Origin of the sequence: Pseudomonas sp. 02C 26 (genome assembly GCF_002843585.1) — a bacterium.
In the GTDB taxonomy this organism is placed as follows: domain Bacteria; phylum Pseudomonadota; class Gammaproteobacteria; order Pseudomonadales; family Pseudomonadaceae; genus Aquipseudomonas; species Aquipseudomonas shirazensis.
In genome coordinates this window covers 5,185,866-5,209,101 of the sequence record NZ_CP025262.1, presented here as the reverse complement: position 1 = coordinate 5,209,101, position 23,236 = coordinate 5,185,866, and the positions used below count along the sequence as shown (strand labels likewise).

Annotated in this window: 22 protein-coding genes; 9 read left to right on the top strand and 13 right to left on the bottom strand. The window is 62.6% G+C overall.

The genetic code is table 11. The annotated features are described in order from the left end of the window. Positions 1–3 precede the first annotated feature (3 nt). Positions 4–1,623: an MFS transporter gene (locus CXQ80_RS23755; RefSeq protein WP_101322772.1), complete on the top strand. Its 1,620-nt coding sequence runs from the start codon at positions 4–6 to the stop codon at positions 1,621–1,623. 153 nt (positions 1,624–1,776) lie between these two features. On the opposite strand, the gene CXQ80_RS23750 is transcribed toward CXQ80_RS23755, so the two are convergent. The 4 genes from CXQ80_RS23750 to glyQ form a co-directional block, all read right to left on the bottom strand. Further along, positions 1,777–2,559 (bottom strand): 1-acyl-sn-glycerol-3-phosphate acyltransferase, encoded by a 783-nt coding sequence (locus tag CXQ80_RS23750; protein WP_101322771.1) that lies wholly within the window; start codon positions 2,557–2,559, stop codon positions 1,777–1,779. 62 nt (positions 2,560–2,621) lie between these two features. Further along, complete coding sequence (gmhB, locus tag CXQ80_RS23745) at positions 2,622–3,149, bottom strand: D-glycero-beta-D-manno-heptose 1,7-bisphosphate 7-phosphatase (RefSeq protein ID WP_101322770.1); 528 nt, start codon at positions 3,147–3,149, stop codon at positions 2,622–2,624. A 3-nt stretch (positions 3,150–3,152) separates the two neighbouring features. Next, a complete protein-coding gene (glyS, locus tag CXQ80_RS23740; RefSeq protein WP_101322769.1) occupies positions 3,153–5,207 on the bottom strand; it encodes a glycine--tRNA ligase subunit beta in 2,055 nt (684 codons plus the stop codon). Then, positions 5,204–6,151: a glycine--tRNA ligase subunit alpha gene (glyQ, locus tag CXQ80_RS23735; protein ID WP_101322768.1), complete on the bottom strand. Its 948-nt coding sequence runs from the start codon at positions 6,149–6,151 to the stop codon at positions 5,204–5,206. The genes glyS and glyQ overlap by 4 nt, the downstream gene beginning before the upstream one ends. Positions 6,152–6,234: 83 nt before the next feature. Here glyQ and CXQ80_RS23730 point away from each other — a divergent pair, with 83 nt between their 5' ends. Both CXQ80_RS23730 and CXQ80_RS23725 read left to right on the top strand, forming a co-directional pair. After that, positions 6,235–6,786: a DNA-3-methyladenine glycosylase I gene (locus CXQ80_RS23730; RefSeq protein ID WP_101322767.1), complete on the top strand. Its 552-nt coding sequence runs from the start codon at positions 6,235–6,237 to the stop codon at positions 6,784–6,786. 40 nt (positions 6,787–6,826) lie between these two features. Next, the gene (locus CXQ80_RS23725) at positions 6,827–7,714 is read left to right on the top strand and encodes a lysophospholipid acyltransferase (protein ID WP_101322766.1); all 888 of its coding nucleotides are present in this window, start codon (positions 6,827–6,829) and stop codon (positions 7,712–7,714) included. 117 nt (positions 7,715–7,831) lie between these two features. Here the strand turns inward: CXQ80_RS23725 and CXQ80_RS23720 are convergent, their stop codons facing one another. Genes CXQ80_RS23720 through def form a run of 5 tightly spaced genes read right to left on the bottom strand, consistent with a single transcriptional unit; the run spans position 7,832 to position 12,355 of the window. After that, positions 7,832–8,140: a tetratricopeptide repeat protein gene (locus tag CXQ80_RS23720; protein WP_101322765.1), complete on the bottom strand. Its 309-nt coding sequence runs from the start codon at positions 8,138–8,140 to the stop codon at positions 7,832–7,834. Between the two features lie 12 nt (positions 8,141–8,152). After that, a complete protein-coding gene (gene trkA / locus CXQ80_RS23715; RefSeq protein ID WP_101322764.1) occupies positions 8,153–9,526 on the bottom strand; it encodes a Trk system potassium transporter TrkA in 1,374 nt (457 codons plus the stop codon). 22 nt (positions 9,527–9,548) lie between these two features. Then, on the bottom strand, positions 9,549–10,859 hold the full coding sequence (gene rsmB / locus CXQ80_RS23710; protein ID WP_101322763.1) for a 16S rRNA (cytosine(967)-C(5))-methyltransferase RsmB: 1,311 nt from the start codon (positions 10,857–10,859) through the stop codon (positions 9,549–9,551). Then, positions 10,856–11,788: a methionyl-tRNA formyltransferase gene (gene fmt, locus CXQ80_RS23705; protein ID WP_101322762.1), complete on the bottom strand. Its 933-nt coding sequence runs from the start codon at positions 11,786–11,788 to the stop codon at positions 10,856–10,858. Before fmt ends, rsmB begins: the two co-directional genes overlap by 4 nt. A 60-nt stretch (positions 11,789–11,848) precedes the next feature. Continuing rightward, positions 11,849–12,355, bottom strand: coding sequence for a peptide deformylase (gene def, locus CXQ80_RS23700; protein WP_101322761.1), 507 nt, complete (start codon positions 12,353–12,355; stop codon positions 11,849–11,851). Positions 12,356–12,564: 209 nt separating this feature from the next. On the opposite strand from def, the gene dprA reads away from it, so the two are divergent. From dprA to CXQ80_RS23680, 4 genes are all read left to right on the top strand, one after another. Further along, on the top strand, positions 12,565–13,662 hold the full coding sequence (dprA, locus tag CXQ80_RS23695; protein WP_101322760.1) for a DNA-processing protein DprA: 1,098 nt from the start codon (positions 12,565–12,567) through the stop codon (positions 13,660–13,662). Positions 13,663–13,698: 36 nt separating this feature from the next. Continuing rightward, positions 13,699–14,256 carry an L-threonylcarbamoyladenylate synthase gene (locus tag CXQ80_RS23690; RefSeq protein ID WP_101322759.1) on the top strand — a complete coding sequence of 186 codons (558 nt, stop codon included), beginning with the start codon at positions 13,699–13,701 and terminating at the stop codon, positions 14,254–14,256. 517 nt (positions 14,257–14,773) lie between these two features. Continuing rightward, positions 14,774–15,088 carry a DUF3077 domain-containing protein gene (locus tag CXQ80_RS23685; protein WP_101322758.1) on the top strand — a complete coding sequence of 105 codons (315 nt, stop codon included), beginning with the start codon at positions 14,774–14,776 and terminating at the stop codon, positions 15,086–15,088. 465 nt (positions 15,089–15,553) lie between these two features. After that, positions 15,554–15,868, top strand: coding sequence for a DUF3077 domain-containing protein (locus CXQ80_RS23680; RefSeq protein ID WP_101322757.1), 315 nt, complete (start codon positions 15,554–15,556; stop codon positions 15,866–15,868). A 179-nt stretch (positions 15,869–16,047) separates the two neighbouring features. On the opposite strand, the gene CXQ80_RS23675 is transcribed toward CXQ80_RS23680, so the two are convergent. Further along, entirely contained in the window at positions 16,048–17,025 is a 978-nt protein-coding gene (locus tag CXQ80_RS23675) for an NADPH:quinone reductase (RefSeq protein ID WP_101322756.1), read from the bottom strand. A 136-nt stretch (positions 17,026–17,161) separates the two neighbouring features. Here CXQ80_RS23675 and hemF point away from each other — a divergent pair, with 136 nt between their 5' ends. Beyond that, the gene (gene hemF, locus CXQ80_RS23670) at positions 17,162–18,073 is read left to right on the top strand and encodes an oxygen-dependent coproporphyrinogen oxidase (protein WP_101322755.1); all 912 of its coding nucleotides are present in this window, start codon (positions 17,162–17,164) and stop codon (positions 18,071–18,073) included. Positions 18,074–18,099: 26 nt separating this feature from the next. Next, complete coding sequence (aroE, locus tag CXQ80_RS23665; protein WP_101322754.1) at positions 18,100–18,924, top strand: shikimate dehydrogenase; 825 nt, start codon at positions 18,100–18,102, stop codon at positions 18,922–18,924. Positions 18,925–19,117: 193 nt separating this feature from the next. On the opposite strand, the gene CXQ80_RS23660 is transcribed toward aroE, so the two are convergent. The 3 genes from CXQ80_RS23660 to betC form a co-directional block, all read right to left on the bottom strand. Continuing rightward, positions 19,118–20,683: a SulP family inorganic anion transporter gene (locus CXQ80_RS23660; protein ID WP_101322753.1), complete on the bottom strand. Its 1,566-nt coding sequence runs from the start codon at positions 20,681–20,683 to the stop codon at positions 19,118–19,120. A gap of 88 nt (positions 20,684–20,771) precedes the next feature. Beyond that, positions 20,772–21,695, bottom strand: a complete 924-nt coding sequence (choX, locus tag CXQ80_RS23655; protein WP_101322752.1) for a choline ABC transporter substrate-binding protein — start codon at positions 21,693–21,695, stop codon at positions 20,772–20,774. Between the two features lie 14 nt (positions 21,696–21,709). Continuing rightward, positions 21,710–23,224, bottom strand: a complete 1,515-nt coding sequence (betC, locus tag CXQ80_RS23650) for a choline-sulfatase (protein WP_101322751.1) — start codon at positions 23,222–23,224, stop codon at positions 21,710–21,712. Between the last annotated feature and the right edge of the window lie 12 nt (positions 23,225–23,236).

The window sequence follows — 23,236 nt, the reverse complement described above, 5'->3', positions numbered from 1 at the left end:
ACGATGTCTGATTACATTCAAGAGCAGGGAGCAGCGGCGAGCCCTACCAGCCGTCGCGAGGAAAGAAAGATCATTTTCGCGTCATCCCTCGGGACGGTTTTCGAGTGGTATGACTTTTTTTTGTACGGCGCTCTGGCGGCGGTGATCAGCAAGCAGTTCTTTGCGGGGGTCAACGACACCACGGCGTTCATCTTCGCCCTGATGGCATTCGCTGCGGGCTTCTTGGTCAGGCCGTTCGGCGCGCTGGTGTTCGGCCGCCTGGGCGACATGATCGGGCGTAAATACACCTTCCTGGTCACCATCGTGTTGATGGGCTTGTCGACCTTCGCGGTCGGGCTGTTGCCTACCTATGCCAGCATTGGTATCGCGGCGCCGATCATCCTGGTGATTCTGCGCATGCTCCAAGGCCTGGCGTTGGGCGGCGAGTACGGTGGCGCGGCAACTTACGTGGCCGAGCACGCACCGCCCGGCAAGCGCGGTTTCCATACCGGCTTCATCCAGTCGACCGCGACCTTGGGCCTGCTGCTGTCGTTGCTGGTGGTACTGGGTAGCCGCTACATCAGCGGTGATGAGTTTGAAACCTGGGGCTGGCGCCTGCCGTTCCTGCTGTCGATTGTGCTGTTGGGGATTTCCACCTGGATCCGCATGAGCATGCACGAGTCGCCAGCCTTCGTGAAAATGAAGGCGCAGGGCAAGCTGAGCAAGTCGCCGATTCGTGAGTCGTTCACCAATTGGAGCAACCTCAAGATCGTTCTGACGGCACTGTTCAGCATCAACGCCGGTCAGGCAGTAACCTTCTACACGGCGCAATTCTATGTGCTGTTCTTCATGACCCAGATGCTCAAGATGGACCCGGCCCAGGCCAACACTCTGCTGATCATCAGCGTGGTGATCGGCGCGCCGTTCTTCGTGTTCTTCGGTTGGCTGTCTGACCGCATTGGCCGCAAGCCGATCCTGATGGTTGGCCTGCTGCTGGCAACCGTCCTGTACTTCCCGCTGTTTAAGGCCCTGAGCCATTACGCCAACCCACAGATCGACGCCGCCAGCCGTCAGTCGCCCATCGTGGTGATGGCTGACCCAGCCAGCTGCACCTTCCAGTTCGACCCGGTCGGCAAAGCGCGTTTCGACAGCCCGTGCGACAAGGTCAAGACCTTCCTGGTCAAGCAGGGCCTGCCGTACAGCTCTGCTGCTGCGACTGGCAGTGATGTCGTGGTGAACATCGGCGACACGGCCATCACCGGCTTCGATGAAGCGGCAATGCGTGCGGCGATTACCCAGGCGGGGTATCCGGCCAAGGCCGATCCTGCGCAGGTCAACGAGTTCATGGTGGTGGCGCTGATTGTGGCGATGATCCTGATCGCGACCATGACCTATGGCCCGCTGGCGGCGGTGATGGTCGAGCTGTTCCCGACGCGGATCCGCTATACCTCGATGTCCCTGCCGTACCACATTGGTAACGGCTGGTTCGGTGGGTTCCTGCCGACCGTATCGTTCGCGCTGGTGGTGTATACCGGGGATATTTTCTATGGGCTGTGGTACCCGGTGTTGATAACCGGGGTGAGCCTGGTGGTGGGGATATTCTGTTTGAAAGAGACCAAGGATGTGGACCTGGACAAGGTCTGATCTGAAACAGCCGGGGGCTGCACAGCAGCCCCCGTTTTCAATCACGAAAAAACTTATGCACGGTTTTCGAAAAACTGTCACATAGATAAATAACTATAAATTTCAATTACTTATAGTCAATCTCTAAGCATCATTTGAAAAGTTGCTCACAAGTTATCCACAATTTTCCAAGCTGTCTGCGGCGCTGCTTTCAGCCACTGGAGGCAGCGCACCCAGCGCCCGCTGGGTCTCCTGATTCCACGCCTCAGCGCGGTTATTCAGGTCAGCAATGGCCCGCGGCCCGCTGCCTTCGGCATACATCGGCTCGCCAATCACCACCTCGATCACCCCCGCCTGCTTGCCCCAGCCAGACTTCGGCCAGTAACGGCCGGCGTTATGCGCAATCGGCAGCACCGGCAGGCCTGCGTTCACCGCCAAGGCCGTACCGCCACGGGAGAACTTGCCGATCTGCCCATACGGGACACGGGTACCCTCAGGGAAGATCAATACCCACACGCCTTGCTTGAGCAGCTCATCGCCCTTCTTGGCAACGTGGCGCAAGGCTTCCTTGGGATTGTCGCGGTCGATCGCGATCGGCCGCAGCATGGCCATGGCCCAGCCAAAGAACGGCACATACAGCAGCTCACGCTTGAGTACCTGGCTCAGCGGTTGGAAGTACGCCGACAGGAAGAACGTTTCCCAGGTGCTCTGGTGATTGGACAGAATCACGCACGGGGTCGCTGGCACGTTCTCCGCGCCGGTGATCTTGTAGCGGATACCCAGCATCACCTCGGTCAGGCGCACGGCAAAACGGCACCAGTAGACGTTGATGAAGCGGTAGCGCTTTTGAAACGGCAGAAACGGCGCGATGAAGAAGCTCAAGGTGCACCAAAGCAACGAGCTGGTGCCCAGCAGCAGGTAAAAAAGAAAGATTCTGATCGCCTGCAGGATCGACATAGTGGCATGTACCGTTGCGGGTCGTGCCCGCCTAATGAACTGTGCGCCAGGCGGCGTACAGTCTAGATAAGTGCTCTGGCGACAGCGGCCAGATCGTCAAAAATCAGCGTGCTTGCAGCGACGCCCTTGCTCAGGGTGCGCTCACCTTTGCCGGTTTTCACCAACACCGGTTGTGCTCCGACGGCCAGGGCGGCCTCCAGGTCACCTTTACTGTCGCCGACGAACCATACGCCAGGCAGCTCTGCCTGGTAATGGGCAGCGATTGCCTCGAGCATGCCTGGCTTCGGTTTGCGACAGGCGCAGCCCTCGTCCGGACCATGCGGGCAGTACACGACGAGGCCCAGTTCGCCACCCTGCTCGGCCACCAGCTCGCGCAAGCGCGTGTGCATGGCCTCGAGGGTGTCCAGCGAATAGTAGCCCCGGGCAATGCCGGACTGGTTGGTGGCCACCGCCACCGTCCAGCCCGCTTTGCTCAACTGCGCGATGGCCTCAATCGCGCCGGCAATGGGGATCCACTCCTCCAGCGACTTGATGTAGGCGTCGGAGTCGTGATTGATCACCCCGTCACGATCGAGAATCAGCAGTTTCAAGGCTTACCCCAGCAACGAGATGTCGGCCACACCCAGGAACAGACCGCGCAGGCGGCTGAGCAGGGCGTAGCGGTTGGCACGGACCTTGGCATCTTCGGCGTTGACCATCACTGCCTCGAAGAAGGCGTCGACCGGGTCACGCAGCGCTGCCAGGCGGGCCAGCGACTCACGGTACTGACGGGCCGCGGCCATCGGTTGCACAGCCTGGTCGGCCTGCTGGATCGCCGAGTACAGCGAGAACTCGTTGGCATTGTCGAAATACTTCGGCTCGACTTGCTCGGAGATCGCACCCTCAGCCTTGCTCAGCAGGTTCGACACACGCTTGTTGACCGCGGCCAGGGCCCCGGCTTCAGGCAGTTGGCGGAATGCCTGCACGGCCTGTACGCGTTGGTCGAAGTCCAGCGCCGAGCCTGGCTTGAGGGCACGTACCGACAGGTAGGTACCGACGTCAATGCCTTCGTCTTCATAACGTGCACGCAGGCGGTCGAAGATGAACTCCAGGACCTGCTCGGACAGCCCGGCTGGCTTGATCTTGCTACCGAACTGGTTGACGGCGAAGCTCACGGCGTCGGTCAGGTCCAGGTCCAGCTGCTTGTCGATCAGAATGCGCAGCACGCCGAGGGCAGCGCGACGCAGGGCGTACGGGTCTTTGCTGCCGGTTGGCAGCATGCCGATGCCGAAGATACCGACCAGGGTGTCGAGCTTGTCGGCAATGGCCACGGCAGCACCGGTGAGGGTCTGCGGCAGTTCCGCGCCAGCACCGCGCGGCATGTACTGCTCGTTCAGGGCCAGGGCGACGTCTTCCGGCTCGCCGTCGTTCATGGCGTAGTAGTAGCCGGCAACGCCTTGCATTTCCGGGAACTCGCCGACCATTTCGGTGGCCAGGTCACACTTGGACAGCAAGCCGGCACGCGCCGCACGCTGGGCGTCGCCGCCGATGCGTGGGGCGATGTAGGCGGCCAGCTTCGAGACGCGCTCGGCTTTGTCGTAGACGCTGCCCAGCTGGGCCTGGAACACCACGTTCTTCAAGCGCTCGTTGAAGGTCGCCAGCGGCTGCTTCTTGTCCTGCTTGAAGAAGAACTCGGCGTCGGTCAGGCGCGGACGCACGACCTTTTCGTTACCGAGCACGATCTGCTGCGGGTCACGGCTCTCGACGTTGGCCACGGTAATGAAGCGCGGCAGCAACTTGCCGTCGCTGTCGAGCAGGCAGAAGTACTTCTGATTGTCCTGCATGGTAGTGATCAGCGCTTCTTGCGGCACTTCAAGGAAGCGTTCCTCGAACGAGCACACCAGCGGCACCGGCCATTCGACCAGCGCAGTCACTTCATCGAGCAGCGCCGGCGGCACGATGGCCGTGCCTTCCTGCTGCAGGGCGAGCTCTGCGGTGCGCTTGGCGATCAAGTCGCGGCGCTCGGCAAAATCGGCCAGCACGTAGGCTTTGCGCAGGTCTTCGGCGTAGTTGGCAGGCGCGCTGATAACCACGTTTTCCGGGTGGTGGAAACGGTGCCCACGCGACTCGCGACCGGCTTGCTGCTTGAGGATGGTGCAATCAACCACCTGCTCACCGAGCAGCATCACCAGCCATTGGGTTGGCCGCACGAATTCTTCACGGCTGGCCGCCCAGCGCATGCGCTTGGGAATCGGCAGGTCGTTGAGCGAATCTTCGACGATGGTCGGCAGCAGGCTGGCAGTAGCCTTGCCCGGGATGTGCTGCGAGAAGCGCAGTTTGGCGCCGCTCTGGTCGATCTCGCTGAGGTCGACGCCGCACTTCTTGGCAAAGCCCAGGGCCGCCTGAGTTGGCTGGCCTTCGGCGTTGAACGCGGCCTGCATGGGCGGGCCATCGACGTTGATGGAGCGGTCAGGCTGCTGCACGTCGAGCTGACGAATCAGCACTGCCAGGCGGCGCGGCGCGGCATACACGCTCTTGCCGGCGTAGTTCAGGCCAGCGGCCTGCAGGCCTTTTTCGATACCGGCCAAAAACGCGTCACCGAGGCTGGCGAGGGCTTTGGGTGGCAGCTCTTCGGTGCCCAGTTCAACCAGAAAATCTTGAGCACTCATTGTGCAGCCTCCAGCTTAGCCAACACTTCGTCACGCAGTTCAGGGGTCGCCATCGGGAAGCCCATGCGGGCACGGGCTTGCAGGTAGCTTTGCGCCACGTCGCGAGCCAGCGTACGTACGCGCAGGATGTAACGCTGGCGCTCGGTCACCGAGATGGCGCGGCGGGCGTCGAGCAGGTTGAAGGTGTGCGACGCCTTCAGGACCATTTCATAGGTCGGCAGCGGCAGGTCGAGCTTGATCAGGCGGTTGGCTTCGCTTTCGTAGAAGTCGAACAGCTCGAACAGTTTGTCGACGTTGGCGTGCTCGAAGTTGTAGGTCGATTGCTCCACTTCGTTCTGGTGGAACACGTCGCCATAGGTGACCACACCGAACGGGCCGTCAGCCCAGACCAGGTCGTACACCGAATCAACGCCCTGCAGGTACATCGCCAGGCGCTCGAGGCCGTAGGTGATTTCGCCGGTGACCGGGTAGCACTCCAGACCGCCGACTTGCTGGAAGTAGGTGAACTGAGTCACTTCCATGCCGTTCAGCCAGATTTCCCAACCCAGACCCCAGGCGCCGAGGGTCGGCGATTCCCAGTTGTCTTCGACGAAGCGCACATCGTGCACCAGCGGGTCGAGGCCGATCGCTTTCAGCGAGCCCAGGTACAGTTCCTGGAAGTTGGCCGGGTTAGGCTTGAGGACCACCTGGAACTGGTAGTAATGCTGCAGGCGGTTGGGGTTTTCACCATACCGTCCGTCGGCAGGCCGACGGCTTGGCTGCACGTAGGCGGCGTTCCAGGTTTCTGGGCCGACGGCGCGCAAAAAGGTCGCGGTGTGGAAAGTGCCGGCGCCTACTTCCATATCGTAGGGCTGAAGTACCACACAACCTTGCTCAGCCCAGTACTTCTGCAGGGCGAGGATGAGGTCTTGGAAGGTACGCACGGCTGGCGTAGGCTGGCTCACGAAATTCACCTGTATCTGGGGATGCGGATGTAAAGAGCGGGAGTATAACCCGATTCGCCTCGCCCTCTACTGATTGGAGCCTTATGCCACGCTGCTTTTGGTGTACCGACGATCCGTTGTACCAGGCCTACCACGACCAGGAGTGGGGAACGCCGCAGCGCGATCCGGCGTTGCTGTTCGAGATGCTTTTGCTCGAAGGGTTCCAGGCCGGGCTGTCCTGGATCACCGTATTGCGCAAGCGCGAGCGCTATCGCCAGGTCATGTATGACTTTGACCCGGTGCAACTGGCGCAGATGAGCGATGAGCGCATCGAGGAATTGATGCTCGATGCCGGGATCATCCGCAACCGCCTCAAACTCAACGCGGCGCGGCGTAATGCCAAGGCCTGGCTGGCTGTGGATAACCCGGCCGAGTGGCTCTGGTCGTTTGTCGGCGGCACGCCGAAGATCAACCACTTCATCGACCGTAGCGAGATGCCGGCAGTCACCGACGAGGCCAAGGCGATGAGCAAGGCGTTGCAGAAAGCCGGCTTCACGTTCGTTGGTCCGACTATCTGCTACGCGTTCATGCAGGCCACCGGGATGGTCATGGACCACACCACCGACTGCGATCGCTACGCCGCCTTGGCGCGCTGAGCAGGTACAATGCGCGCTTGCTGAAATAAGGAATTCGCCTGTGGAAAAGTTCAAGGGCGCCCTGATGGTCGGGGTGCTGCGCCTGTTTGCCAAGCTGCCCTGGAGCGCGGTGCAACGGGTTGGCGCCGGCATTGGCTGGCTGATGTGGAAGATACCCAACGGTTCGCGCAACGTGGTGCGGATCAACCTGGCCAAGTGTTTTCCGGAGATGGACCCGGCCGAGCGCGAGCAGTTGGTCGGCCGCGCCCTGCGCGATATCGGCAAGTCGTTTGTCGAAAGCGCCTGCGCCTGGATCTGGCCGCCCCAGCGTTCGCTGGACCTCGTCCACGAAGTGCAGGGCCTGGAAGTGCTGGAGGCCGCGCTGGCCTCAGGCAAGGGTGTGGTCGGCATTACCAGCCACCTGGGCAACTGGGAAGTGCTCAACCACTTCTACTGCAGCCAGTGCAAACCGATCATTTTCTACCGCCCGCCCAAGCTCAAGGCCGTCGATGACCTGCTTCGCGAGCAGCGTGTGCAGATGGGCAACCGTGTGGCGCCGTCGACCAAGGAAGGCATCCTCAGCGTGATCAAGGAAGTGCGCCGTGGTGGCCAGGTGGGGATTCCGGCTGACCCGGAGCCGGCCGAGTCGGCTGGGGTATTTGTACCGTTCCTCGGCACCCAGGCGCTGACCAGCAAATTTGTGCCGAACATGCTGGCAGGCGGCAAGGCGGTCGGGGTGTTCCTGCATGCGCTGCGGCTGCCGGATGGCTCCGGCTTCAGGGTAATTCTCGAGGCGGCGCCCGAGGAGATGTACAGCACCGATGTAACGGTGTCGGCGGCGGCCATGAGCAAGGTGGTCGAGCGTTATGTGCGCGAGTATCCGAGCCAGTACATGTGGAGCATGAAGCGCTTCAAGAAGCGTCCGGCTGGGGAACAGCGCTGGTATTGAGATTTTGGGGGCGCTTCGCGCCCCTTTCGCGACGCGAGGCCGCTCCTACAGAGGGACGCGGTCAACTGTAGGAGCGGCCTTGTGTCGCGAAAGGGCTGCGCAGCAGCCCCGGCAATCTCAGGCTTTGTTCAATTTCTTCAAAAACACCGCCATCTCTTTCTCGGCCTGCTTGTCGCCATGCGCCTGCGCCGCCGCAGACCCCTGCTCCCAAGCCTGCCGCGCCGCGGCCAGATCACCGCTCAGCTGATAAGCCTTGCCCAACAGCTTCCACGCCGCCGAATACTTCGGGTCCTGCTCGACGCAGCGGGCCAGATGCACCGCCGCCTCGGCGCCGTTGCCCTCATCCAGCCAGGCCTTGCCCAGGCCGAAGCGCAACAGTGAGTTATCCACACCCTTGTCGAGCATCTTCTGCAGCGATTCGCGCATTGCGGTGCCTCCTTAGAAAAAGCTCAAGCCTACGTGGAACAGCTTCTCGACGTCGCGGATATGCTTTTTATCCACAACGAACAGAATCACGTGGTCGCCGGTTTCCAGCACCGTGTTGTCGTGGGCGATCAGCACCTGCTCGGCACGAATGATCGCGCCAATGGTGGTGCCCGGCGGCAGGTCGATGTCGGCGATGGCCTTGCCAATCACCTTGCTCGACTTGGCGTCACCATGCGCCACCGCCTCGATCGCCTCGGCCGCACCGCGGCGCAGCGAGTGCACGCTGACGATATCGCCGCGGCGCACGTGGGCAAGCAAGGTGCCGATAGTCGCCAACTGCGGGCTGATGGCGATGTCGATATCGCCGCCCTGCACCAGGTCGACATAGGCCGGGTTGTTGATGATGGTCATCACCTTGCGCGCACCTAGGCGCTTGGCCAGCAGCGACGACATGATGTTGGCCTCGTCGTCGTTGGTCAGGGCCAGGAAGATATCGGCGTCGGCGATGTTCTCTTCCAGCATCAGGTCCTTGTCCGAGGCGCTGCCCTGCAACACCACGGTGCTTTCCAGGGTGTCGGACAGGTAACGGCAACGGGCCGCGTTCATCTCGATGATCTTGACCTGGTAGCGGCTCTCGATCGCTTCAGCCAGGCGCTCGCCGATCTGCCCGCCCCCGGCGATGACCACACGCTTGTTGGTCTCGTCGATGCGGCGCAACTCGCCCATGACCGCACGGATGTCCTTCTTCGCGGCGATGAAAAAAACCTCGTCATCGGCTTCAATGACGGTATCGCCCTGCGGCTTGATCGGCCGGTCACGGCGGAAGATCGCCGCCACGCGGGTGTCGACATTGGGCATGTGCGCGCGGATCTGGCGCAACTGCTGGCCCACCAGCGGGCCGCCGTAGTAGGCCTTGACCGCCACCAACTGGGCTTTGCCGTCGGCGAAGTCGATCACCTGCAGTGCGCCGGGGTGCTCGATCAGGCGCTTGATGTAGTTGGTCACCACCTGTTCGGGACTGATCAGCACGTCGACCGGGATATGGTCGTTGTGGAACATTTCTTCCCGAGTCAGGTACGCCGATTCGCGCACCCGAGCGATCTTGGTCGGGGTGTGGAACAGCGAGTAGGCGACCTGGCAGGCGACCATGTTGGTCTCGTCGCTGTTGGTCACCGCCACCAGCATGTCGGCGTCGTCGGCGCCGGCTTGGCGCAGCACCGTCGGCAGCGAGCCACGGCCCTGCACGGTGCGGATATCAAGGCGGTCGCCAAGGTCGCGCAGGCGGTCGCCATCAGTGTCGACCACAGTGATGTCATTGGCTTCGCTGGCCAGGTGTTCTGCCAGCGTGCCGCCTACCTGCCCTGCGCCAAGGATGATGATCTTCATCCACTACTCCTAACCTGGTGTTTTATCCGCGCGAGGCGGCAATCTTGATCAGCTTGGCATAGTAGAAGCCGTCGTGGCCGCCTTCCTGAGCCAGCAACTGGCGCCCGTGCGGCTGGCGCAGGCCGGCCTCGGTGGCCAGGTCCAGTTCACGGGCGCCTGGCGTACGGGCCAGAAACGCCTCGATCACTTCAGTGTTTTCGGTCGGCAGGCTCGAGCAGGTGGCGTACAGCAGCATGCCGCCGACTTCCAGGGTGGGCCACAGCGCATCGAGCAACTCGCCCTGCAACGTGGCCAGGGCTGGGATGTCATCAGCCTGACGGGTCAACTTGATGTCCGGATGACGGCGGATCACTCCAGTCGCCGAGCACGGTGCGTCGAGCAGTATGCGCTGGAAGGTCTTGCCGTCCCACCAGTTGGCGGTGTCGCGGGCATCGCAGGCGATCAGCTTGGCGTCCAGTTGCAGGCGCGCCAAGTTCTCGCGCACGCGGACCAGGCGCTTGGCTTCCAGGTCGATCGCCACCACTTCGGCCAGGCCCTGCTCGGCTTCGAGCAGGTGGCAGGTCTTGCCGCCCGGTGCGCAGCAGGCATCCAGCACGCGTTGGCCGGGGGCCAGTTCGAGCAGGTCGGCGGCCAGTTGCGCCGCCTCGTCCTGCACGCTGATCCAGCCTTCGGCAAAGCCTGGTAGGCCACGCACGTCGCAGGCAGCCGCGAGCACGATGCCGTCGCGGCTGTACTGGCAAGCAGCGGCAGCGATACCGGCTTCGCCAAGCAAGGCCAGGTAGGCGTCGCGGCTGTGATGGCGGCGGTTGACCCGCAGGATCATCGGCGGATGAGCATTGTTGGCGGCGCAGATGGCTTCCCACTGCTCGGGCCAGAACGCCTTGAGCGACTTCTGCAGCCAGCGCGGGTGGGCGGTGCGTACCACCGGGTCGCGCTCCATGCTGGCGAGCAGTTCTTCGCCCTCGCGCTGGGCGCGGCGCAGCACGGCATTGAGCAGGGCCTTGGCCCACGGCTTTTTCAGCTTGTCGGCGCAGCCCACGGTTTCGCCGATGGCGGCATGCGCCGGGATTCGCGTGTAGAACAGCTGGTACAAGCCCACCAGCAGTAGCGCCTGCACATCACTGTCGGCCGCCTTGAACGGCTTTTGCAGCAACTGCGCGGCCAGCAGCTCCAGGCGTGGCTGCCAGCGGGCGGTGCCGAAGGCGAGGTCCTGGGTCAGGCCACGGTCGCGTTCCTCGACCTTGTCCAGTTGCGTTGGCAACGAACTGTTCAGCGAAGCCTTGCCGCTGAGTACAGCAGCGAGGGCGCGGGTAGCAGCCAGACGTGGGTTCATTGGCCAAGCACCTTGCCGTCAGCGAACTTCTCGCGGCGGCTGTTGAACAGGTCGCTGAAGTTCAGCGCCTTGCCGCCTGGCAGTTGCAGGCGGGTCAGGCTCAGTGCCTGCTCACCGCAGGCGACGACCAGGCCGTCCTTGCTGGCGCTGAGGATCTGGCCGGGTGCGCCGCTGCCTGTGGACAACTTCGCTTCGAGGACCTTCACGCTTTCGCCATCGAGGCTGGTGTGGCACACCGGCCATGGGTTGAAGGCGCGTACCAGACGCTCCAGCTCAACTGCCGGGCGGCTCCAGTCGATGCGCGCTTCTTCTTTGTTCAGCTTGTGTGCATAAGTGGCCAGGGCGTCATCCTGCACTTCGCCCTGCAAGGTGCCAGCGGCCAGCCCGGCAATCGCCTCGAGCACGGCAGGCGGGCCCATTTCGGCAAGGCGGTCGTGCAGGCTGCCGCCGGTGTCGCTGGCACTGATTGGAGTAGTGACCTTGAGCAGCATCGGCCCGGTGTCCAGGCCCGCCTCCATGCGCATCACGGTGACGCCGCTCTCGGCATCGCCGGCTTCGACGGCGCGCTGGATCGGCGCCGCACCGCGCCAGCGTGGCAGCAGCGAGGCATGGCTGTTGATGCAGCCCAGGCGCGGGATATCCAGCACCGCCTGCGGCAGGATCAAACCGTAGGCAACCACCACCAGCAGGTCCGGCGCCAGCGCGGCCAGTTCGGCCTGGGCCTCGGCATTGCGCAGGGTCGGCGGTTGCAGCACAGGGATGTCATGGGCCACGGCCAACTGCTTGACCGGGCTCGGCATGAGCTTTTGCCCACGGCCGGCCGGGCGGTCGGGCTGGGTGTACACCGCAACCACCTGGTAAGGGCTGTCGAGCAGGGCTTTGAGGTGTTCGGCGGCAAACTCAGGGGTGCCCGCGAAGACGATGCGCATGGAGTTCTCGCTTGAAATAGAAAAAGGCTTGCCGGAGCAAGCCTTCTGCAAGGTGGGGGATCAGGCGTTCTGGCGGTGCTGCTTTTCCAGCTTCTTCTTGATCCGGTCACGTTTGAGCTGCGACAGGTAGTCGACAAACAGCTTGCCGTTGAGGTGGTCCAGCTCGTGCTGCACGCACACCGCGAGCAGGCCTTCGGCCTCCATCTCGTACGGCTTGCCATCGCGATCCTGGGCTTTGACCCGGATGCGCAGAGGGCGATCGACGTTTTCGTAGAAGCCCGGCACCGACAGGCAACCTTCCTGGTACTGGCCCATGTCGTCGGTCAGCTCTTCGAGCTCGGGGTTGATGAACACCCGTGGCTCGCTGCGATCTTCGCTCAGGTCCATCACTACCAGGCGCAGGTGGACGTTGACCTGCGTCGCGGCCAGGCCGATGCCAGGCGCTTCGTACATGGTTTCAAACATGTCGTCGATCAGCTGGCGCAAGGCGTCGTCAAACACCGTCACCGGTTTGGCAATGGTACGCAGGCGCGGGTCCGGGAATTCGAGAATGTTCAAAATGGCCATAGGGGTCAGGCAGTCACTGTGCGGTCGGTTGAAAACTGAACACACATAATAAAGGCAAACGCACGATTCAGCACGTAGCAAAGGTCAGCTAGGGTTTCAGAACGGCGCTTATAGCCGAATCTGTTGACAGGTTATAAAACTCTTATCAACACAGTTATCCACAGGTTGTGCCATCTGCATGACCCTTTGTCGATCAAGGATGATCAGCCATGCCCGTTCCCCTTTCGTCTGACTGTCCACCTGCTGAATTAGAGGCGCGGCTGCGCCTGCATCGCTTGCCTGACGTCGGTCTGCGGCGTTTTCTGACACTGATTGAGGCGTTTGGCAGCGCCTCCTCGGCGCTCAGTGCACCGGCAACTGCCTGGCGCACGCTGGGGCTGACTGCCGCTGCCTGCGAGGCTCGGCGCAGCCCAGAAGTGCGCGATGGTGCCAGCGCTGCAATGGCCTGGGTAGAGCGTCCGGGCCAGCATTTGCTGATGTGGGACCAGCCTGGCTACCCGCCTCTGCTGGGCGAAATCGACGATGCCCCGCCGCTGCTGTTTGTGGCCGGCAACGTTGAAATACTCGAGCGCCCGCAGCTGGCTGTCGTCGGTAGCAGGCGCGCTTCGCCGCCGGCGCTGGACAACGCCGCGGCTTTTTCGCGCTGCCTCGCCCGCGCCGGTTTTACCATCACCAGCGGCCTGGCGCTGGGCGTAGACGGCGCCGCTCATCGGGCTGCGCTGGACGCTCAAGGCAGCACAATCGGGGTGCTTGGCACGGGTCTTGAAAAACTTTATCCACAGCGCCATAAAGCCCTCGCGCAGGAGATGATCGAGCGTGGTAGCGCAGTGGTTTCAGAGTTCCCGCTGGACGCCGGACCACTGCCTGGCAACTTCCCCCGTCGCAACCGGATCATCAGTGGTTTGTCGCTCGGTGTGCTGGTAGTCGAGGCCGGTACCGCCAGCGGCTCGCTGATCAGCGCCCGTCTGGCGGCCGAGCAAGGCCGCGAGGTGTACGCCATCCCAGGCTCGATCCATCACCCCGGCGCCAAGGGCTGCCACCAGTTGATTCGTGATGGCGCGCTGCTGGTGGAAAGCGTCGAGCAGATCCTCGACAGCCTGCGCGGTTGGCAAAACCTGCCGCCGGTGGCTGTGGATAAACCCGCCCACCCCCTGCTCGCCTTGCTCCACGCTGCACCGCAAACCAGCGAAGGGCTGGCCCGCAGCAGCGGGCAGGCGCTGGCGCAGGTGCTCGCCAGCCTGACCGAGTTGGAGCTGGAAGGCCGCGTCAGCAATCAAGCTGGGCGTTGGTTTGCGCGGTCTGGCTGAGTAAACTGCAGGTCAGCGTAATTCGGAGTAACAACAATGGTCAGCAGTTGGCGTGTGCAGCAAGCCGCACGGGAAATTCGCGCGGGCGCGGTGATTGCCTACCCGACCGAAGCAGTCTGGGGTCTGGGCTGCGACCCCTGGAACGAAGACGCGGTGTACCGCCTGCTCGCGCTCAAGTCGCGGCCTGTGGATAAAGGCCTGATTCTGGTGGCAGACAGCATCGAGCAGTTCGACTTCCTGTTCGAAGACTTCCCCGAAGACTGGATCAAGCGCATGGCCGACACCTGGCCTGGCCCAAACACCTGGCTGGTACCGCATCAGGGCATGTTGCCGGAGTGGGTCACCGGCCAGCACGACACCGTTGCCCTGCGCGTCAGCGATCATCCACAGGTGCGCGAGCTTTGCGCGTTAGTTGGGCCGCTGATTTCCACCTCGGCCAACCCCGGTGGACGGCCGGCAGCGAAGAGTCGCTTGCGGGTGGAGCAGTATTTCCGGGGAGATCTGGATCTGGTGCTGGGCGGGTTGTTGGGCGGGCGGAAGAATCCGAGTGTGATTAGTGATCTGGCCACTGGCGAGGTGGTGCGGGCGGGGTGAGCGTCTGGCTCGAGTCTGCCGGGGCTGCTTTGCAGCCCTTTCGCGACGCAAGGCCGCTCCTACAGGGACCGCGTAAGCAGGTCAGACGCGGTCCCCGTAGGAGCGGCCTTGCGTCGCGAAAGGGGTGCGTAGCGCCCCCAGCATTTCTGGCTGATACCGAATTCGTAAGTCCGCAGACTGTTGCCCAGCATTACTCAGTCATGTGCAGGATATTTCTGATTTTTACCAAAAGGCTGTGCGGATCGTATTCGGCGAAATATCCTACGCACGCTGTAGAATGCCATCACCTTCTCAGTGGGAACTCATGCCTCTAGGCTTCACATCGTCGCTGAATAACTCAGCGATCGGGTGTGGTAACCCGGAGATGATGATTCCCCATGTCAGTCATGGCAGCTGTGCGCGGGAGGCTTTTAGCCTGCCGGGTCTTGGGGTATCTCTCCGGTTTACCACCCTGCGTATAGCTGCCACCAATTCGCGTGGTAACGAGTTGTAGCGGCGATTGATTAGAGAAAACCCCATGACCAAGAAGCTTGTACCTGATCCGCCTCTCCCACTAACCACGAGTCACCCCTTCGGTCGCTGCGAAGCCGGCCATCCTCCGCTTTACTCGGTAAACCCAAACATCCCCATCGAAGACGCTCTGGTCAACGTCGCACTGCACCTGCGCTGTGCCTACGAAACCGGCCTGCAAGCCATGGAGCATATGCGCGAAGAAGGCCGCGGCCTGTTCTGGGCCAACCTCCATGCAGTGGAAGCGGCTGAAGGTGTGGTCGAGTCGCTGCTCGACAACTTCGAGGCTGGCACCCTGGACAAGCGCATGTCTCTCACCTGACACCCGCTGTGCAGGACGTTGGGGCCGTTAGCCGGCCCCAATCACTCAGGGCAGCAGTACGGCCGAACCAACGGAGCGTAGCGCCCCAGTATTTCTGGCTGGTACCGAATTCGTGAGTCCGCAGACTGTTGCCCAGCATTACTCAGTCATGTGCAGGATATTTCTGATTTTTACCAAAAGGCTGTGCGGATCGCATTCAGCGAAATATCCTACGCACGCTGTCGTATGCCATCACCTTCTCAGTGGGAACTCATGCCTCTAGGCTTCACATCGTCGCTGAATAATTCTGCGATCGGGTGTGGTAGCCCAGGTGCTTTTTTTCCATGACAGTCTATGGCGGCTGTGCGCGGGAGGCTTTCGAGCCTGCCTGGATTGGAAAATGCCCGGGTCTACCACCTCGCGTATCGCCGCCACCCAATTCACGTGGTAGTGAATTGAAGCGGTAAAGCTTAGGAGCATTTTCCAGTGGCCAAGAAAATCGTCCCAGATCCACCCTTACCCTCCACCACCGCCCACCCCTTCGGCCGCTGCGAAGCCGGCCATCCTCCGCTTTTCTCAGTAAACCCAAACATCTCCATCGAAGACGCTCTGGTCCACGTAGCGCTGCACCTGCGCTGTGCCTATGAAACCGGCATGCAAGCCATGGAACACATGCGCGAAGAAGGCCGTGGCCTGTACTGGGCCAACCTGCACGCGGTGGAAGCGGCTGAGGGTGTGGTTGAGTCTTTACTCGACAGCTTCGAATCCGGGACATTGAGCAAGAGGATGTCGTTGACCTGACGCCCGGTGCTGGCTGTATTGGGGCCGCTCCGCGGCCCTTCGCGGGTGAACCCGCTCCCACAGGGAGTTGAGCGTGATCGCTGTAAAGGGGTGTACCTGCCGGATACCAGGCTGAGCGGCAGCTCATAATCCTGTGGGAGCGGGTTTACCCGCGAAGGGCCGCATAGCGGCCCCGCAGCTCAGGGCAACAGCACCGTCGAGCCGACCGTGCGCCGCGCCGACAGCTCGCTCTGCGCCTTGGCCGCTTCGCTGAGCGGGTAGCGTTGCTGGATATCCACCGTCAGCTGGCCGCTGGCGATCATGGCGAACAGGTCATCGGCCATGGCCTGGGTGTTTTCGGCGTTGTTGGCGTAAGTGGCCAAGGTCGGCCGGGTCACGTAAAGCGAACCCTTCTGCGCCAGAATGCCCAGGTTGACGCCACTGACCGCGCCGGAGGCGTTGCCGAAGCTGACCATCAAGCCGCGTGGCTGTAGGCAGTCCAGCGAGGTCAGCCAGGTATCGGCGCCAACGCCGTCGTATACCACCGCAACCTTTTTGCCGTCAGTCAGCTCAAGCACGCGCTTGGCGACGTCTTCGTGGCTGTAGTCGATAGTCTCCCAGGCGCCGAGGGCCTTGGCCCGCTCGGCTTTTTCCGCCGAGCTGACCGTGCCGATCAGCTTGGCGCCCAGCGCTTTAGCCCACTGGCACGCCAGCGAGCCAACCCCACCAGCTGCGGCGTGGAACAGGATCACTTCGCCCGGCTGCACGGCGTAGGTCTGTTTGAGCAGGTACTGCACGGTCAGGCCTTTGAGCATCACTGCGGCAGCCTGCTCGAAGCTGATGCTGTCGGGCAGTTTGACCAGGTTGGCTTCGGGCAGCGTGTGCACTTGGCTGTAGGCGCCCAGCGGGCCGCCGACGTAGGCGACGCGGTCGCCGACCTTGAGCCGGGTGACACCTTCGCCGACCGCATCGACGATGCCGGCACCTTCGGTGCCCAGGCCCGAGGGCAGTGCTGGCGGTGGGTACAGGCCGCTGCGGAAATACGTGTCGATGAAGTTCAGGCCAATCGCCTGGTTGCGCACACGAACCTGCTGAGGGCCGGGTGGGGCCGGGTCGAACTCGACCAGTTGCAGTACTTCGGGGCCGCCATGCTGGCTGAACTGGATACGCTGGGCCATCTCGCACTCCTGTTGTCGGATTGGATGCAGGCCTTCTATCGGACGCCTTTGCTTGACTGCCGTCAACTGCGACGCGCCGGTTGCCGGTGGTATGCTACGCGGCGAATTCTTCCCTGCTCCTCCCAGGTGACCCCCCATGACCAGCCGCACCGAGGCCGTGAAGGCCTATCTGCTCGACCTGCAAGACCGCATCTGCTCTGCCCTCGAACGCGAAGACGGCGGCGCCCGCTTCGTCGAGGACGCGTGGGTGCGCGAAGCCGGTGGCGGCGGGCGCACGCGGGTGATCGGGGATGGCGCGCTGATCGAAAAAGGCGGGGTCAACTTCTCCCACGTGTTCGGCAGCGGCCTGCCGCCGTCGGCCAGTGCTCACCGGCCAGAGCTGGCCGGGCGCGGCTTCGAGGCGCTGGGGGTGTCGCTGGTGATCCACCCGCATAACCCGCATGTGCCGACTTCGCACGCCAATGTGCGGTTTTTCATCGCCGAAAAAGAAGGCGAAGAGGCAGTCTGGTGGTTTGGCGGCGGCTTTGACCTCACCCCCTACTACGGCAACGAGGAAGACTGCGTGCACTGGCACCGCGTCGCCGAGCAGGCCTGCGCGCCGTTCGGCGCCGACGTCTACCCGCGTTACAAAGCCTGGTGCGACCGCTACTTCCACCTCAAGCACCGCGGCGAGCCGCGTGGCATTGGTGGGCTGTTCTTCGATGACCTCAACGAGTGGGACTTCGACACCTGCTTCGCCTTCATTCGGGCGATCGGCGATGCCTATATCGACGCCTACCTGCCGATCGTGCAGCGGCGCAAGGCCACGCCTTATACCGCTGAGCAGCGCGAATTCCAGGAGTACCGCCGTGGGCGCTATGTCGAGTTCAACCTGGTATACGACCGTGGCACCTTGTTCGGCCTGCAATCGGGTGGGCGTACCGAGTCGATCCTGATGTCGCTGCCGCCGCAAGTGCGCTGGGGCTATGACTGGAAGCCGGCGCCAGGCAGCGAAGAAGCGCGCCTGACCGACTACTACCTGCAAGACCGCGACTGGCTTGGCCAGTAAGCCCTGTGGATAACCGAGGAAGCGCCATGGACCAATACGTCGTTTTCGGCAACCCGATCGGCCACAGCAAGTCGCCGCTGATCCACCGCCTGTTTGCCGATCAGACCGGCCAGCACATCGAATACAACACCCTGCTGGCGCCGCTGGACGAGTTCAGCGACTGCGCTCGCGGCTTCTTCAAGCAGGGCCAGGGTGCCAACGTCACCGTGCCGTTCAAGGAAGAAGCCTACCGCCTGTGCGACAGTCTCACCGAGCGTGCCCAGCGCGCCGGCGCGGTCAACACCCTGACCAAGCTGGCCGACGGCAGCCTGCAAGGTGACAACACCGACGGCGCCGGTCTGGTGCGCGACCTCACGCAAAACGCCGGGGTCGAGCTCAAGGGCAAGCGCATCCTCATCCTTGGTGCGGGCGGCGCAGTGCGCGGTGTACTCGAGCCGATTCTGGCGCATAACCCGCAGGCGCTGGTGATCGCTAACCGGACGGAAGAAAAGGCCGAGCAGCTGGCGCATGAGTTCGATGCGCTGGGGCCGGTGGTGGCCAGTGGTTTTGCCTGGCTCAGCGAGCCGGTAGACGTGATCATCAACGCCACCTCGGCCAGCCTTGCCGGGCAGATGCCGCCGATTGCCGACAGCCTGGTCGAAGCTGGCCGCACCGTGTGCTACGACATGATGTACGGCAAGGAGCCGACCCCGTTTTGCCAGTGGGCGACTCGCCTGCAGGCAGCCAAGGTACTCGATGGCCTGGGCATGCTCGCCGAGCAGGCGGCCGAGGCGTTCTTCATCTGGCGTGGGGTGCGGCCGGATACAGCGCCAGTACTGGATGAGCTGCGTCGCCAGTTGGCGCGGGGCTGAGGCCTAGGCCGGGGATCGGGCAGGGTCTCAAATTGTGTGGGGTTTGAGAATGTCGGGGCTGCTTTGCAGCCCTTTCGCGACACAAGGCCGCTCCTACACCTACCGTGTCCAGCCAGTCTGACGCGGTCCCCTGTAGGAGCGGCCTTGTGTCGCGAAAGGGGCGCAAAGCGCCCCCAGCATCCGAAAGTCCCAATCAATCCTCAAAGCGTATTGGACACGCCTGCGCCCCTTCCAGCTTCTGCAATTCCTCGACTACCTGTGGCCGCGCGCGGTGCAGCGTCAGGCTACCGCCATTACGCATCAGCCTCCGTGCTTCACGGTGGAGCATGTCAACGCCCGAATAGTCGATAAAGTTGACCTGCCGCGCATCGATCAGTACATGCGGCCCTTGGCAGCGTTGCAGGCGCACTTGCAGGTAGTGCGCTGCGCCAAAGAAGATCGACCCACCCACCCGCAGTACATCTGTCTCGCCTTCGCGGCTTTGCAGCACGCGGGGCTGTGAGGTGCGCTTGAGGTAGAAGAACAGCGAGGCCAGTACGCCGGCATAGATCGCGGTCTGCAGCTCCAGCAGCAGCGTTGCCATAGCGGTCAGGGCCATCACCAGAAACTCGGCGCGGCTGACCCGAAACAGCGCGCGGATGCCGCGCACATCGATCAAACCCCAGCAGATCAGCAAAATGCTGCCGGCCATGGCCGGGATCGGCAGGTGCGCAATCAGGCCGGCGCCGGTCACTGCGAACAGCGCCAACCACAGCGCGGAAAACACCCCGGCCAGCGGCGAACGTGCGCCCGCATCGTAGCTCAAGCCCGAGCGGGTGAATGAGCCGGACGAGAGGTAACCGGAGAATACGCTGCCGACCATGTTCGACAGGCCTTGGGCGCGGATTTCCTGATTGGCATCGATCATTTGCTCGGAGCGCGACGCCAGCGAGCGGGCAATCGACAGGCTGGTGACCAAGCCGAGCATGCCCACCGCCACGGCGCTTGGCAGCAAGTGCAGGATCAGTTCGAAATCCAGCAATGGCAACGGGCTCAAGGGTGGTAGCTGGCCGCTGAACGCCGGCACCCGCGCCACCTGGCCAAACCATTGCGGCAGCAACCAGGCGATCAGGCTGACCAGCAGCAGACTTATCAACAGGCTCGGCCAGCGCGGCCGCCAAAGCTTCAGCAGCAGGCCAAGCAGCAACGTCGCCAAGCCCAGCGTCAGCGCTGGCAGGTCGATTTCGCCAGCGTGACTGAGCAGATCCTGCAGGGTTTTCAGCGCGGTGGCCTGGCTCACCAGTTCGATGCCGAGCAGGTTTGGCAGTTGCCCCAGGGCAATGACCACAGCCGCACCAAGGGTGAAGCCGAGCACCACCGAGTGCGAGACAAAATTGACCAGTGCGCCAAAGCGCACCAGTCCGAGCACCAGTTGGAAGGCGCCGGCTAGAAACGTCAGCAGCAGGATCAGGCTGATGTAGTCGCTGCTGCCACTGACGGCCAGCGGGCTGACACTGGCATACAGCACGATCGAGATGGCCGCGGTCGGGCCGCAGATCAGGTGCCACGAAGATCCCCACAGACAGGCGATGATCACCGGCACGATGGCCGCGTACAGGCCGTACTCGGCCGGCAGGCCAGCGATCAGCGCGTAGGCGATGGATTGCGGCAAGGCGAGGATGGCACCGCTCAGGCCGACCAGCAGGTCCTGGCGCATACTGCGCGGCGTTTGCCGGGGCAGCCACTTGAGGAAAGGCAGCAGGTGACTGAGGCGGTGCATGAGTTGTCCACAATCCTTAGATTTCGCCGAGATTCATCGCAGTGGGGCATCCCGGCTATAGCGCCTAGCCCCAGTTCTTTGGGGTCGTTCAGAGCTTGGCTTTGACTGCCTCAAGCGCATTGCTATCGGCTTTGGTGGTCACGCCGAGCAACCATTCGTCCAGCGATTCGGGGTGCGCTCTCACCCATGCCTTGGCCGCTTGATCGAAGCTGATCTTGTTATCCACAACCTGGGCCATGATGCTGTTTTCCATGTCCAGTGTGAACTTGAGATTCCCCAGCAGCTTCGCCGCATTCGGGCACGCTTGTGGATAACCCTTGCGGGTCAGCGTGTATACCTCGCCTTTGCTGCCGAACCACTTCTCCCCGCCGGTCAGGTAATGCATCTTCAGTTTCACGTTCATCGGGTGCGGGGTCCAGCCAAGAAAGGTGATGAACTGCTGTTTCTTGATCGCCCGATCGACCTGGGCCAGCATCGCCTGCTCGCTGGATTCCACCAGCTTCCACTGGCCAAGGTTGAATTCATTCTTGTCGATGATTTCTTTCAACGAGAGATTGGCTGGGGCGCCGGAGCCGATACCGTACAGCTTGTGGTCGAACTGGTCGGCGTGTTTCTGCAGGTCAGCGAAGCTCTTGACCCCGGCGTTCCACACGTAGTCGGGCACTGCCAGGGTGAACTCGGTTCCTTCCAGGTTGCGTGACAGCTGCTGGACATCGCCGTTGGCGACGAACTTGTCATGGAAGCTCTGGTGCGCCGGCATCCAGTTGCCAAGAAAGGCGTCGACCCTCCCATCCTTGAGGCCGCCGTAGATGATCGGCACGGCCAGACTATCTACTTTTACCTGGTAGCCCAGGCTTTCCAGCAGCAGCCGGGCTACTGCGTTGGTCGAGGCAATATCACTCCAGCCAGGGTCGGCTAGTTTTACGGTGCTGCATTGCGCGTCGCTGTCGGCTGCGTTGGCTGTGGCAACGCCCAGAGCCAGGGCAAGTACGGCGGTGGAGAACATGTGCATGGCGGCCTCTCTTCTCAATCCAGGGGTGCGGGCTGTGGATAACGTGCCTTGCGCTCGAGGTCGTCGAGATCGATGTGGTTGCGCATGTACTGTTGGCTGGCATCTACCCAGGGTTGATGGTCCCAGCTGTTCAGCTTGCCGATGGCGAGCGCTGCGCCGACCAGCCGGCGGCGGCGCTGGCTGGCCAGTACCTGCTGGCGCAGGCTGGCGACATCCCAGCGCTCTTGTGCTTCATCGATAAACGCCTGCAGCAGCGCCTGGTGGTCCGGGCTGCCCGTGAGGTTCTCCCGCTCGTGCGGGTCGCGGCTCAGGTCATAGAGTAGACAGGGGTCGTCTTCGCTGTACACGAACTTGTGTGGTCCGCGGCGGATCATCATCAGTGGGCCGACCGTGCCCTCAGCCATGTATTCGCCGATCACTTCGTCGTGACCGCCCTGCCCTTGCAGATGGCCGAGCAGTGAGCGGCCGTCAAGGTGCAGGTCTTTATCCACAGCGCCACCGGCCAGCTCTACCAATGTCGGCAGCAGATCACAGGTTGATACCGAGGCGCTCACCCGGCTTGCAGCAAAGCGCCGGGGCGCATGGATCAGCAGCGGAACCCGCGCCGACATCTCGAACCAGTGCATCTTGTACCAGAGGCCTCGCTCGCCCAGCATGTCGCCGTGGTCGCCGGAGAACACGATCAAGGTGTCGTCGGCCAGGTTGCACTCCTCTAGGGTCTGCAGCAGCTGGCCGATGTTGTCGTCGATGTAGCTGCAGGCGCCAAAGTAGGCTCGGCGGGCATCGCGAATTTTATCCACAGGTAGCGGCTTGTCCCACAGGTCATAAACCTTCAGCAGGCGCTGTGAGTGGGGGTCCTGTTCTGCCTGACTGAGCCCGGTGGGCATCGGAATATCTACACCCTCATAGCGGTCCCAATATCGCTTGGGGATGGTGTAGGGGTCGTGCGGGTGGGTCATGGACACCGTCAGGCAGAACGGTCGCCCATCGTTCTCGCGCACATGGTCGTACAAGTACTGGCGCGCTTTGAACACCACCTCTTCGTCGAAATCCAGCTGGTTGGTGCGCACGCACGGCCCCGCCTGCAGCACCGAAGACATGTTGTGGAACCAGCTCGGACGCACGTGCGGTTCGTCCCAGTTCACCGCCCAGCCATAGTCGGCTGGGTAGATGTCGCTGGTCAGCCGCTCTTCGTAACCGTGCAGCTGGTCTGGGCCGCAGAAGTGCATTTTGCCTGACAGCGCAGTGCGGTAACCCAAGCGGCGCAGGTAGTGCGCATAGGTCGGTACATCGGCGGGAAAATCGGCAGCATTGTCGTAGGCGCCGATGCGACTGGGCAGTTGGCCGCTGACCAGCGTGAAGCGGGACGGCGCGCACAATGGGCTGTTGCAGTAGGCTGAATCGAACACTACCGCCTGTTCCGCCAGCCGGCTCAGATGAGGCATCTGCACAGGCGAAGGGGCATAGATTGGCAGCAGGGGTGCGGCCATTTGGTCGGCCATGATGAACAGGATATTCGGGCGCGTCATGTTGGCTTCCAT

Bases quoted from the DNA above. Each gene is read 5' to 3' on its own strand.
- CXQ80_RS23755 (WP_101322772.1), top strand. From the start codon at position 4: ATGTCTGATTACATTCAAGAGCAGGGAGCAGCGGCGAGCCCTACCAGC.
- CXQ80_RS23750 (WP_101322771.1), bottom strand. From the start codon at position 2,559: ATGTCGATCCTGCAGGCGATCAGAATCTTTCTTTTTTACCTGCTGCTG.
- glyS (WP_101322769.1), bottom strand. From the start codon at position 5,207: ATGAGTGCTCAAGATTTTCTGGTTGAACTGGGCACCGAAGAGCTGCCA.
- CXQ80_RS23730 (WP_101322767.1), top strand. From the start codon at position 6,235: ATGCCACGCTGCTTTTGGTGTACCGACGATCCGTTGTACCAGGCCTAC.
- CXQ80_RS23720 (WP_101322765.1), bottom strand. From the start codon at position 8,140: ATGCGCGAATCGCTGCAGAAGATGCTCGACAAGGGTGTGGATAACTCA.
- trkA (WP_101322764.1), bottom strand. From the start codon at position 9,526: ATGAAGATCATCATCCTTGGCGCAGGGCAGGTAGGCGGCACGCTGGCA.
- rsmB (WP_101322763.1), bottom strand. From the start codon at position 10,859: ATGAACCCACGTCTGGCTGCTACCCGCGCCCTCGCTGCTGTACTCAGC.
- fmt (WP_101322762.1), bottom strand. From the start codon at position 11,788: ATGCGCATCGTCTTCGCGGGCACCCCTGAGTTTGCCGCCGAACACCTC.
- def (WP_101322761.1), bottom strand. From the start codon at position 12,355: ATGGCCATTTTGAACATTCTCGAATTCCCGGACCCGCGCCTGCGTACC.
- dprA (WP_101322760.1), top strand. From the start codon at position 12,565: ATGCCCGTTCCCCTTTCGTCTGACTGTCCACCTGCTGAATTAGAGGCG.
- CXQ80_RS23690 (WP_101322759.1), top strand. From the start codon at position 13,699: ATGGTCAGCAGTTGGCGTGTGCAGCAAGCCGCACGGGAAATTCGCGCG.
- CXQ80_RS23685 (WP_101322758.1), top strand. From the start codon at position 14,774: ATGACCAAGAAGCTTGTACCTGATCCGCCTCTCCCACTAACCACGAGT.
- CXQ80_RS23675 (WP_101322756.1), bottom strand. From the start codon at position 17,025: ATGGCCCAGCGTATCCAGTTCAGCCAGCATGGCGGCCCCGAAGTACTG.
- hemF (WP_101322755.1), top strand. From the start codon at position 17,162: ATGACCAGCCGCACCGAGGCCGTGAAGGCCTATCTGCTCGACCTGCAA.
- aroE (WP_101322754.1), top strand. From the start codon at position 18,100: ATGGACCAATACGTCGTTTTCGGCAACCCGATCGGCCACAGCAAGTCG.
- CXQ80_RS23660 (WP_101322753.1), bottom strand. From the start codon at position 20,683: ATGCACCGCCTCAGTCACCTGCTGCCTTTCCTCAAGTGGCTGCCCCGG.
- choX (WP_101322752.1), bottom strand. From the start codon at position 21,695: ATGCACATGTTCTCCACCGCCGTACTTGCCCTGGCTCTGGGCGTTGCC.
- betC (WP_101322751.1), bottom strand. From the start codon at position 23,224: ATGACGCGCCCGAATATCCTGTTCATCATGGCCGACCAAATGGCCGCA.